An 11,534-nucleotide genomic window follows, 5' to 3' on the forward strand; every position below is an offset into this window, starting at 1 on the left:
CACCGCCGAACAAAATTTAGGGAAACCCCCGTACCGGTTACCGGTACGGGGGTTTTCTGCGTTCAGCTACGGTGGCAGGCATGAACTACAAGGTCCGTTCCATACGTGCCGACGAATGGTCCGCGGTAAAGGCCCTGCGGCTTCTCGCTCTGCAGGATCCCGTGGCGCATCTCGCTTTCCTGGAGACTTACGAGCAAGCCGTAGCGCATCCCGACTCCTTCTGGCAGAAGCGGGCCGTCACGAGCGCCGACGGAGCGTCGGGTGCGCAGCAGATCATCGCTGAGGGGCCGGACGGGGAGTGGGTGGGGACGCTGACCGTGCTGATGGAGGAGGCCGGGGCGTCGGACTGGGCCGGGTTTCCCGTGGAGCGCAGGCAGGGGCATGTGGTCGGGGTGTTCGTGCGGTCCGACCACCGTGGCATCGGGCTGACCGAGGTGCTCTTCGACGCCGGCCTGGAGTGGGCGTGGGCGCAGGGCGCCGAGCGGGTGCGGCTCATTGTGCACGAGGACAACGGGCGGGCTCAGCGGCTGTACCGGAAGGTGGGGTTCGTGCCGACCGGGAGGACTGTCCCGTTGGCCCAAGCGCAGGCGCAGGCGCAGGAGGAGTGCGAGTTGGAGTTCGTGATCGAGCGCGAGTGACGGCAGACCGCGCGTACCGACGTCAGACCGGGAGTTCGTCGTGCGGCCACCGGGTTCGGGCCTGTTCCCGGGAGCGGAGCAGGGCCAGGGTGTGCATGCCCTGGTCCGCTCCGGTGGCCAGCAGCTCCGGCAGCTGGGGAAGCGGAGCCACGGCGGCGATGTCGTCGAGGACGAGTGTGAGTGGTGGGTCGAGGCGACCGGAGGATGACCGTTCGGCCATGTGCCGGCCGCGCTCGACCACGCTGGAGAGGAGGGCCGTCAGGAAGGGCATCGCGCCGGGATTGGTCCTGGGGTCCTCGATGGATTCACCCACCACATAAAGCGTGCCCCCCTCGTCGAGGAAGGAATCCAGGGCGAGAGCGTCACTTCGGTTGGGAGTGCAGGTCTCGCGCACATTGATCGTGGAGAGGGCGGAAAGGGCTCTGGTGGTCAACTCCTGCGCCACGTCTCTGCGTTCGGGGTGTGCCGTGAGAGTGGCCTCCAGTTCGCCGGCGGCTCCCGAGGCCGCCTTCGGGTTCGTACGGAGGGCTCGTACGGCGTCCTGGACCTGCATGCCCTGTGACCAGCGGTGGACGTGGCGGATGGTGCGGCCGTCGATGGCGGCGGCGTGCAGGTAGCTCCGCAGGAGCGTTGCGGCGGTGTCGGCCACGGCCTGGTCGATCTTCGCGGTCGGTCGCACCGGCCCGAGTAGGGCTGCCGCTCTCGCGACCGCCGTCGCCTTGTTCTCGCAGCCGGCCGTGGGTGACCAGTGGAGGCGGGCCGGGGTATCGCAGAGGTGTGTGGGGTCGTAGAGGAGAGTGGGGCCGAGCTTGGCTCGGGGGTCCTTTGTGTCCTGCCAGACGGATGGATTGGACGTGACGACCACGGTGGGGCCCTGCGCGTCTCGTACCGCCTGGGTTGCGGTGGTCCGGCGGGAGTCTCTTGGGGCTACGACAACCTTTTCCCAGCCGCCCACCGGGCCGCCGTTGACCGCCGAACGGACCGATTCCACCGGCGGTGCCGCTTCCCGCGGCATCTCGGTCGGATCAGGCGGTGACTTCGGCTCGGGCTCCGCGCGCGGCATCGGGACTTCGTGGATCTCGTGGACGTCGTGGACCTTGGGTGCCGGCGCCGGCGACCTCCGCTCCGTTCGCTGTCTCGCCCGGACCGCTCGCCATCTCGCCACCGTGCCGATCACGAACACGGTCAGGACGGACAGGATCATCAGCTGGCTGATGAACAGGCCCCAGAAGAGGCCGTAGCCGGAGAGCTGGGCGGCGGGGGTGTCGGGCCAGGCGCCGGTGATGTCGCTGGGCTGGGCGATGAGGTGGCGTATGGCGACGGGGGCGCGGGTGAAGGTGACCGCCTTCGGCCAGGCGCCGTGGGCGAACAGGCCGGCCAGGCCCGTCGCTGTCCAGACCAGCAGGGTCATGCCGAGGAGGAACGAGAGTATGCCGATCAGCATGCCGTCGGGGATGCCGCCCTGGGCGTCCTGACGGCGGTTGCGGTCGTCGTGTCTCATTTCACGCTCTTCTCACGCTCACGCTCACGCCACCGTCGACTCCGACGAGCCGTCCAGGTCACCCAGGTGCTGTTCCACGAAGGCCGCCGCCCGCTCCTCCGCCTCCAACTCGGCGGCGCGCAGGGCGTCGTCCGTGAGGTCGGTGGAGGACTCGGTCATCGCGCGGTCGGTGAAGACGAGCGGGCGCTCCGTCTCGGTGACCAGGTGTTTGACGACCTGGACATTGCCGTTGACGTCCCACACCGCGATGCCGGGAGTGAGGGTCGGGATGATCTCGACGGCCCACCTCGGCAGGCCCAGCACCCGGCCCGTCGCCCTTGCCTCGTCCGCCTTCTGGGCGTAGACCGTCCGCGTCGACGCCATCTTGAGGATCGCCGCCGCCTCCTTCGCCGCCGCCCCGTCCACCACGTCCGACAGGTGGTGGACGACCGCGACGAAGGACAGGCCCAGCCGGCGCCCGAACTTCAGCAGGCGCTGGAAGAGCTGGGCCACGAAGGGGCTGGCGATGATGTGCCAGGCCTCCTCGACCAGGAAGATGCGCTTCTTCCGGTCGGGGCGGATCCAGGTGTGCTCCAGCCAGACGCCGACGATCGCCATGAGGATCGGCATGGCGATGGAGTTGCGGTCGATGTGGGAGAGGTCGAAGACGATGAGCGGGGCGTCCAGGTCGATGCCGACCGTCGTCGGGCCGTCGAACATGCCGCGCAGGTCGCCGTCGACCAGCCGGTCAAGGACCAGCGCCACGTCCAGGCCCCACGCCCGTACGTCGTCTATGTCGACGTTCATCGCCTCGGCCGACTCCGGCTCGGGGTGCCGTAGCTGTTCGACGATGTCGGTGAGGACCGGCTGGCGTTCGACGATGGTCTCGTTGACGTAGGCGTGGGCGACCTTGAGGGCGAAGCCGGAGCGTTCGTCCAGGCCGTGGCCCATCGCGACCTCGATGATGGTGCGCAGGAGCGCGAGCTGGCCCGTGGTCGTGATCGAGGGGTCCAGGGGGTTGAGGCGGATGCCGTGGTCCAGTGCCGCCATCGGGTCCAGCCGGATAGGCGTTATCCCCAACTCCTGTGCGATCAGGTTCCATTCGCCGACCCCGTCCTCGCCCTGGGCGTCGAGGACGACGACCTGGCGGTCGCGGAAGCGCAGCTGTCGTAGGACGTACGTCTTCTCCAGGGCGGACTTGCCGTTGCCGGACTCGCCGAGGACCAGCCAGTGGGGGGCGGGGAGCTGCTGGCCGTAGAGCTGGAAAGGGTCGTAGATGTAGCCCTTGCCGGAGTAGACCTCGCGGCCGATGATCACGCCGGAGTCGCCGAGGCCGGGGGCGGCGGTGGGGAGGTAGACCGCCTGGGCCTGGCCGGTGGAGGTGCGCACCGGGAGGCGGGTCGTCTCGACCTTGCCGAAGAGGAAGGACGTGAAGGCGTCGGTGAGGACGGACAGCGGATCCCGCATCAGGTCCTACTTCCGGATGCCGGTGGCGAAGGGCAGTGTGTTGACGAAGGCGCGGTGGTGCTCGCGGTCGCACCACTCCAGCTTCAGATACGACTTTCCGGCCGAGGCCCTTATGGTCCGCTTGTCGCGCGCCAGGGCTTCCGGATTGCGGGAGGAGACGGTGATGTAGCCGACCAGGTTGACCCCGGCCGCACCGCTCGCCAGGTCCTCGCCGCGCTGGTCCAGACGGTTGTGGGAGGCGATGTCACGCGGGTCGACGGTGCGGTTCATCTTGGCCTGGCGGGAGGCCTCGGCCTCGTCGTTGGTCTTCTCGGTCAGCATGCGTTCAATGGCTACCTCGGTGGGCTCCAGATCCATCGTCACGGCGACCGTTCGGATGACGTCCGGGGTGTGGACGAGGAGCGGGGCGAGGAAGTTGACGCCGACCGGGGTCATCGGCCACTCCTTGACCCAGGCCGTGGCGTGGCACCAGGGCGCGCGGGTGGAGGACTCGCGGGTCTTCGCCTGAAGGAACGTCGGTTCCATCGCGTCCAGCTCGGCGGGCCATGCGTTGCGCTTCGTCATCGCCTGGATGTGGTCGATGGGGTGGTCCGGGTCGTACATGGAGTGGATGAGCGAGGCGAGACGGCCCTGGCCGAGGGGCTGTCGTACGCGGATGTCGGCTTCCTGGAGCCGGGAGCAGATGTCGGTCAGTTCACGGGCCATGACGACCGCGAGGCCCGAGTCCCGGTCGGCCTTGCCGCCGTGCGGGCGGGCCGCGCGTGCCATCGCGTTCGCCTCGGCGGCGAGTTCGCGGGTGTAGTGCATACAGGCGACGAGGTAGGCGCGGTGCTGCTCGCTGCTCGTCGACACCATCGACTGGAGCTGGTCGTAGGACTGTGCCAGCCATCCCGGTGCGCGTTCGTCGCCGCGTACGGCGACGTCCTTGGCGTGTGCGTCCGGGTCGGCGGGGAGGGTGCGGGCGAGCATCTGCAGCCGGGTGACGAAGCCGTCGCCGTTGGCCACGTGCTTGAGCAGGGTGCCGAAGCGGTCGACCAGGGCCTCCTGGTCCTCGCTGTCGCGCAGGCCGACGCCGGGGCCCTCGATCTCGATGGCGGCGGTGACGGTCTTGCGGTCCGCGTGCAGCAGTACGGCGATCTCGTCGGGGCCGAACGGCGCGGCCAGCCAGTTGATACGGCCGATGCCGGGCGGCGGGCCCACCTCGATCTCACGGCCGTCGAGCTGGATGCCGGCCTCCATGACGCCGGAGCGGTACACGGTGCCCTGCTTGACGGTGCGCTTGTACGTGCGGTTGATCTCGTACCACTTGTAGAACGTCCGGCGCTTGTACGGCACGTAGACCGCGGCCAGCGCGACGATGGGGAAGCCCACCAGCAGCACGATGCGCAGGGACAGGACGGGGACGAGGAGGCCGCACATCATGCCGAGGAACGCGCCCGCGATGATCAGCGCGATCTCACCGGTCTCACGATTCCGGCCGACGATCGCGTTCGGCCGGGCGCGGCCGATCAGATATGTACGGCGGGGCGTGACCGGATGGGACAGGTGGGACTCGGTCGTCAACGCCCTTCACCTCCCGTGCGGTTGGGACTGCTGTTGCGGGTGTTGCTGGCGTGAGGTGTGTTGACCGTACTGCTCGAACGGGGCGCGGGTGCGGCGGAGGGGACGGATCCGCCGCCGTTCGAGCTGCGCGTGCTGTGCGCGGCGACGCCGCCGGAGGCCGGGTTGGCGGGGCGGGGCGTGTTGGACTGGCCGCCGCCGCTGCCGTTGTTGTCGGCCCGGGAGCTGTGCGTCTTGATGCCCTGCGCGACCAGGGTCGCCGGGGAGCTGATGACCGCGGCGGCCTTGCCCTCGGCGCCCTGCATGATGCGGTTGCTGCGGGAGCCGGCGATCTCGTCGCCGAAGCCGGGGACGAAGCGGTAGATCATCGCGGAGGCGAAGATGGCCAGCAGGATGATGGCGAGGCCGGACACGACCGCGGAGAAGGCGTTCGGTCCGTCGTCGGTGGACAGCGCGCCGGCGAGCCCGAGCACGATCACGATGACCGGCTTCACCAGAATGACCGCGATCATGATCCCGGCCCAGCGGCGGACATGACTCCACAGGTTCTTGTCGACCAGGCCCGCGTAGACGACGGTGCCGAGGAGGGCGCCGACGTAGAGCAGCGCGGCTCTGATCACCAGCTCCAGCCACAGGACGCCGGCGGCGAGGATGGACACGAGCGAGACGACGATCAGCATGATCGGGCCGCCGCCGATGTCCTCGCCCCTCTCCAGAGCGCCCGAGAAGGTGCCGAAGAACGTGTCCGTCTGGTCGCCGGTGGTGTTCGCGAGGACGTCGGTGATGCCGTCGGTCGCCGATACGACCGTGTAGAGGATCAGCGGGGTGAACGCCGAGGCCAGCACGGTGAGCCAGAGGAAGCCGATCGCTTCGCTGATCGCCGTGGCGAACGGCACGCCCCGCACGGCCCGCTTGGCCACCGCCAGCAGCCAGAGGAGCAGCGTGAGGATCGTCGACGCGGCGAAGACGACCGCGTACTGCTGAAGGAACCTCGCGTTCGTGAAGTCCACGTTCGCCGTGTCCTTCACGGCCTCGCTGAGCCTGTCGACGGTCCATGCGGCGGCGTCGGCACAGCCCTGGGCGAGGGAGGAGAGGGGGTCGAGGGTGTCGGGGACGGAGGGGGTGGTGCCGCTGCCGCTGCCGCTGCCGGAGTCGCGTTCGCAGTAGTCCCGGGCGGGACCGACGATCAGGTCGCAGTTGTCGTTCGACGGGGTCGGTGACGGGGTGGGTGCGGCGACAGCCCGGGTGGACAGCAGCACGACTGCGGTCTGTACGGCGGTGAGGGCGACGGTGGCTTTGAGTACGCGGTGCTGGCTACCGGGCATAGGTGAAGCCTCCGTACTCTTCAACGGCCTTGGCCATCTCGTCGGCGCTGGACGCCCTGTTGTCCCCGGGGACGGGCGCTGGGCCGTCCTTCTGGGAGAAGGTGTCGACCTTCCAGTCGCTGTTCGTCCACCGGAGCTGGAGCGTCATGGTGAACCAGTCACTGCTGACCGGGTTGGTCGATTGTTCCCCCGCCGTACCGAAGACTCCGGTGCACCACACCTCGACGGTCGCCGCGGAGTCGGCGTAGCTCGTGGTCTTGGTACCGATCGGCATGGTGCGCGAGATGTAGGTGGAGCCCGCGGGCGCGTTGCCGCTCTCGTCCAGACCGATGCTGCTGAGGAATTCCTTGGAGTACGCCTTGTCGAGTCTGTCCGTCAGGGTGGCCTGCTGGTCGGCGACGAACACCTGCTGGACGATCTCGGGGCGGCGGGCGGGCTTGAGGATGTCGGCCGAGACCAGCGTCACCGCATAGTTCGCCGCCGCACTCTCCGCCCCTTGCAGATCATGCGCGAACCCCGACGGAATCCCGCCCACCTCGGTCTGCACTGGCCGCTCCCCGCTCGCCGCCGTACTCGACGTCTCCGGCTTGTCCGCGCTCGCTCCGCCGCCGGAAGAGGAATCCCCTCCTCCACGGTTGGCGAATGCGATCGCGGCAATGAGCAGGACGACCACGCCCACCACGCTGACCATGCTCCGTGAGGAGGATCGCGGGCCTCGTCTCGCGCCCCCGTACGCGTCACCGCCGCTGTCCGGCAGCCGGGTGCGGGTGTGGCCTGTGCCGCCGTAGCCCCCGGAGGGCTCGTGCTCGTCGCCGAGACTCATGGGCCGTACGCCCCCTCGATGTCATAGCGGACCGCGTAGATGTACGACGGTAGCCGTGCTGGTTCCGGCATGGGCGCGGTGTGGTGACTCGACATCAGGGACATCAGGGAAACGCAACCTCAGCCGGGGGCACGACGGGCGGGTGGGGTAGGGGGAGGGGACCGGAACGGGCGCCCGGAAGGGACAGGTCGCTAGACGGCCATGCCGTACACGATCGTGAAGAGTGTGCCGAGCGAGCCGATGATGAAGACTCCGGTCAGGCCGGCGATGATGAGGCCTTTGCCCTGTTCCGCGCTGAAGGTGTCGCGCAGGGCCGTCGCGCCGATGCGCTGCTTGGCGGCACCCCAGATGGCGATGCCGAGACAGAGCAGGATGGAGACCGCCATGACGACCTGGATCATCGTCCTTGCTTCGTTCCCCAGCGCCCCGAAGGGACCCCAGTCCGGAGCGATCCCGCCGATGATGGTGTTGATGTCTCCCTCTTCGGCCGCGAAGAGCATGTAAGTCACCGCCCCTGTTGGGTAGTTCCGACTCCCCTGCGGTGTGCAGAGGTCAGGCACCATTCTCGCCGACAATTCCGCTGTCGTATGTCGACTTGGCGTCATTGATGGGCGGGATTCGTACGAATGGCTCGTACGGTCACTCTGTGTATCACGGCAGGTTACGCCGGGCAATGAGGCCTGAGCAGAACCTTCGTGTGGTTCCGTCGTTGACCTCTCTTACGATCACGCGCGGAAGGATGTTCCCCGGGTGAAGGCTATCCTCCGCCGGCCCGGGCACACGAACGGGCCGCGGCTGAGCAGCCGCTGTCTGCTGGGGAGGTGACTGGACGTCAGCCAGTGACGGCCGACGGCGACGCGGCGGGAGTCGTAGACCGAGACTCCGGTCACCGGGGTGGCGACGAAAATTGTCCGAAAACATGCGCACCGCAGCAGTGTCCCGGAACGTCGGTGCCGTCAGCGGGGCTTGAGGCCGTGCAGGTCGTGCTGAACCAGTTCTTCGATGTCCGGGGCGGGGCGGGATGATCTGCGCTGTGTCGTCGGTCGCGGTCCGCAGCACTCCGTCGGCGCCGACTTCCTGGTCCTTCCTCGTCCCGCCAGGCGTGGCGGAACGCCCATCGGTTCATTGCCGCCGACGCGGATGGCCAGGGGCCCGTCGTTCCGTCCGCTCGGCCCACTTCTGAGCCTTACCGGCACACAACTTGCCGACGTACAGCAGCAGTCGGCTCTGGCCCGGTCACCCAAGAGCCTGCTTGGCCTGGGCTCGCACCCCGTCGTCGCCCACGGTGGACAGGTAGTCGGCGAACTGACGAGTCTCGGGCGTATTCGCGCGCTGCACGATGGCCGCTGCGTGGACGAGCGCACGGTGCCCCGCCTCGTGGCTCAGCACATCCTGCGCGAGGCTGACGGCCGTGGCCGCATCCACGGTCGCCACCGCCGCAGCCAGATCAACGAGCTGGGTCGCCAGGTCGAACCTCTGCGGCCGACGCACGGCAAGCTCCGCGGCTCCCCGCGCCACAACCTCCCGGATGTCAGGCAGGAGGTCAGCCACGGTCTGCGCGTCGAGCAGATCGCCGAGTTTCTCGTCGAAGTGCTCGCGATGCGCGATCCGCACCAGAGAGCGGAACGCCTCAGTCCGGAGCGCCCACGTCTTCTTCTCCCGCGCCAGCACATCACTGTCCGACACGGCCAGCGACAGCTGAGCGAAGGAGTTGTCCACGGAGAACTTGCGATCGATGAGGACGTCGTACCAGGGCGCCCGCTCCGGATCACGCGCCGCGTCGATCACCGCGTCGAATCCCGCAGGCTCTGCCCAGGTCGTCAGCGCGACACACGCCAGGAACCGTTCCCTTTCCTGAGCCGAGTGGTCGTTCAGGAGGCCGGCCAGACCCGGAACCCGTTCGCAGTGCCGGGGATCGTCGAGCGCCTCATAGATGACGTCCTCCACATCCGACACCGGTTGACCTTCGAAATCCGTACCGAGCAGTGCATTGAACCCACTCGCGTCCATCTCCAGCTACTTTCGCACGTCGATGACACTTACGTTGCCACCCTTGCTTCGTACCCATTCCTCGAGTTCTGCGCCGGACAGCTCTCTAGCCCCCGATTCCTCGACAACAACTGCAGGCCCGAAAACGGATCCGGTCATCGCTTCGACCTTCGTATTTTCATCCAGCGTGACTTGGAAAGAATTCTCATCGAAAACAGATTGGCTGAGGTCGGCCGAACGGAAATCGACACCCAACAGCGACGCCCCCATGAAACGCGTGCCACGACAGCTTGAACCTGAAGCATCGACGTCGCAAAGAGAGGCCTTTACCAAGTTCGCAGCATCCAGAACCGCATTTCTCAGAATGGCGTCATCAAGATTGACTCGCACGAGAGAAGCGCCCGTGAGATCAGCTCCAGTGAGATCCGCTCCCTGGGCATCGGAACGATACAGCTCTGCCTGGAAGAGCCTCGCGTTCATGAGCCTTGCGTCGGTGAACCATGACTCGGAGAAGTCTCCATGCGAGAGGTCCGCACCACTGAAGTCCAGCCCCACAGCGTCGAGCCCGCCGTCTCCTTCAAGCCACTCCCGCAACCGCTGAGCAGCGGTCTCGTTCTGCGGCAATCCGACCGGCTTCCACCCCTTACGGGTACCAGATGACATCGTCTCCCCAGCCATTCTTTACAACAATTGCCTTCACGTCGTCGATCGCCGCCTGATTCGCGTTTCTGAGGTCCAGGATAACAATCCGCCCCTTCATGACGATCTGCTCGTGAAGCTTGTTGACCCATCGTCCGTTGTTCACCGGATCGTACGCACCGCGGAACGGCTGTGACTTGTCGCGAACGTTGTTGAACGGTGGCCAGTCCGAGTGCACTCCCTTGATGTCATAGTATCGGTCAGTGCTCGGCGAGTAGAACTCACCGCGGTCCGCCTCGGCGGGTCGTTGAATGTCATCAGGTAGCCGCTGCTGTTCCCGAAGGTCGAGGCCCACGCGCCCCTCGTCTTTCGACGGTTCCGATATGCCACCATTTTTGTCTGGGTCACGCTGCAAGGCGTCAAAATCTTCAGGGTTGCGCTGTTCGACCTCATCCAGATGCTGCCAGTGTGCCGCACGTTCTTCCGGTGTCATTTCGGGCACCGGGTCATTCCCGCGGGGAAGGCCCGCACCCGTTCCAGTATCGGAGGTGCCATTCGACCCACCACCACTGGTGGCGGGACCCTCGTGGCCACCAGTGGCAGGTCCATCAGTGTGGCCACCGGTCGTTGGCTGCTCGTTACCTCCACCGAGCATTTCGCGCCCGGCACCGCCAGGCGGGTCAGTGTGACCGCCGCTGTGATCACCAGCGTGACCGGTCGGCGGTTCATGGCTGGCAGACGAGCCAGCGCCGTGCTCGTGAGCCATTCCGTCCGGAACGTGATCGCCCGCGCTGCCACCGGGTAGATCGTTGCCCGCTGTGCCGTCCGGGAGGTCTCGTCCGGCGTGAACCACGGGCACATCCCCGCCCGCGTGCACTGCCGATGTGGCGGCGGCATCCTCCCCGACGTGCCCCACGTCGTCGAGATCGCTCCCCAGGCGGATGTGCTGGACCTGCCTGTTCCGCGGTGTGAGTCCCCGCGCCCACGAGAGTCGGTTCCTTGACCGGCGAGTCGACGCGCGGTGCGTCCGCGCCATTGGCCGGGTTTCCGGCGGACGGCTGGTCGGCGATGTCGCCGGGGCCGTCCTCGGCCCGCTGGAGGACTTTGCCGCGTTCGTCGAGGAGGTTGCCGTCCGGGTCGAAGTAGCGGGCAGGGGCGCCTTCCCCCGTGGGCAGCCTGATGGTGCCTTCCGGCAGGACCGGGGCGTCGTCGGGGAGTTTGATGTTGCCGTCGGGCAGCCGGGTCGCCCCCGCCGGAACGGCTGCCCCTTCCGGCAACTGCACCGTGCCGTCCGGGAGTTTGAGCGAGCCCTCCGGCAGCGTGATCGCGTTCTCCGGCAACGCCGGGATGTCGATGTTGCCGACACCCCTCAGCGCCGCGCTGATGTCGCCGATCTTCGACAGGCCGGCGCCTGCGCCCCTGGCGATGTAAGTCATCGGGTCGAGGACCCGGCCCGCCCGACCCGCTGCCGAGAGGACCCTGGCTGCCGCGCCCGCCTTGCCGACACCCGCCGCCGCGCCACCGGCACCACCGGTGAACACGGTGGTCAGCACGTTGAAGGTGACCGCTCCGGCGGCGCGGGCGGGGTTGTGGCCCCACTGGTCCCACGCCAG

The 11,534-nt window shown here is 67.7% G+C and carries 10 protein-coding genes and 1 pseudogene; 1 reads left to right on the forward strand and 10 read right to left on the reverse strand.

Going from position 1 to position 11,534, the window contains the following annotated elements:
- The first annotated feature begins 80 nt into the window (after positions 1-80).
- Complete coding sequence (locus GFH49_RS00895) at positions 81-638, forward strand: GNAT family N-acetyltransferase (protein WP_155053791.1); 558 nt, start codon at positions 81-83, stop codon at positions 636-638.
- Between the two features lie 22 nt (positions 639-660).
- Here the strand turns inward: GFH49_RS00895 and GFH49_RS00900 are convergent, their stop codons facing one another.
- The 10 genes and pseudogenes from GFH49_RS00900 to GFH49_RS39690 all read right to left on the reverse strand — a co-directional run.
- Positions 661-2,139: a type IV secretory system conjugative DNA transfer family protein gene (locus GFH49_RS00900; RefSeq protein ID WP_155053792.1), complete on the reverse strand. Its 1,479-nt coding sequence runs from the start codon at positions 2,137-2,139 to the stop codon at positions 661-663.
- A 24-nt stretch (positions 2,140-2,163) separates the two neighbouring features.
- Entirely contained in the window at positions 2,164-3,585 is a 1,422-nt protein-coding gene (locus GFH49_RS00905; RefSeq protein ID WP_155053793.1) for an ATP-binding protein, read from the reverse strand.
- A 6-nt stretch (positions 3,586-3,591) separates the two neighbouring features.
- Positions 3,592-5,148 carry an SCO6880 family protein gene (locus GFH49_RS00910; RefSeq protein WP_155053794.1) on the reverse strand — a complete coding sequence of 519 codons (1,557 nt, stop codon included), beginning with the start codon at positions 5,146-5,148 and terminating at the stop codon, positions 3,592-3,594.
- On the reverse strand, positions 5,145-6,470 hold the full coding sequence (locus GFH49_RS00915; RefSeq protein ID WP_155053795.1) for a hypothetical protein: 1,326 nt from the start codon (positions 6,468-6,470) through the stop codon (positions 5,145-5,147). Before GFH49_RS00915 ends, GFH49_RS00910 begins: the two co-directional genes overlap by 4 nt.
- Entirely contained in the window at positions 6,460-7,293 is an 834-nt protein-coding gene (locus GFH49_RS00920; RefSeq protein ID WP_155053796.1) for a DUF8175 domain-containg protein, read from the reverse strand. The genes GFH49_RS00915 and GFH49_RS00920 overlap by 11 nt, the downstream gene beginning before the upstream one ends.
- 191 nt (positions 7,294-7,484) lie before the next feature.
- Entirely contained in the window at positions 7,485-7,793 is a 309-nt protein-coding gene (locus GFH49_RS00925) for a DUF8827 family protein (protein ID WP_155053797.1), read from the reverse strand.
- A gap of 736 nt (positions 7,794-8,529) precedes the next feature.
- Positions 8,530-9,303 (reverse strand): hypothetical protein, encoded by a 774-nt coding sequence (locus GFH49_RS00930; protein WP_230396094.1) that lies wholly within the window; start codon positions 9,301-9,303, stop codon positions 8,530-8,532.
- A 6-nt stretch (positions 9,304-9,309) separates the two neighbouring features.
- A complete protein-coding gene (locus tag GFH49_RS00935; protein ID WP_155053798.1) occupies positions 9,310-9,945 on the reverse strand; it encodes a pentapeptide repeat-containing protein in 636 nt (211 codons plus the stop codon).
- The gene (locus GFH49_RS00940; protein ID WP_155053799.1) at positions 9,926-10,423 is read right to left on the reverse strand and encodes a hypothetical protein; all 498 of its coding nucleotides are present in this window, start codon (positions 10,421-10,423) and stop codon (positions 9,926-9,928) included. Before GFH49_RS00940 ends, GFH49_RS00935 begins: the two co-directional genes overlap by 20 nt.
- A gap of 223 nt (positions 10,424-10,646) precedes the next feature.
- A pseudogene (locus GFH49_RS39690) lies at positions 10,647-11,534 on the reverse strand (hypothetical protein); the annotation flags it as partial.

It is taken from the genome of Streptomyces blattellae (genome assembly GCF_009709555.1).
Taxonomy (GTDB): Bacteria; Actinomycetota; Actinomycetes; order Streptomycetales; family Streptomycetaceae; genus Streptomyces; species Streptomyces blattellae.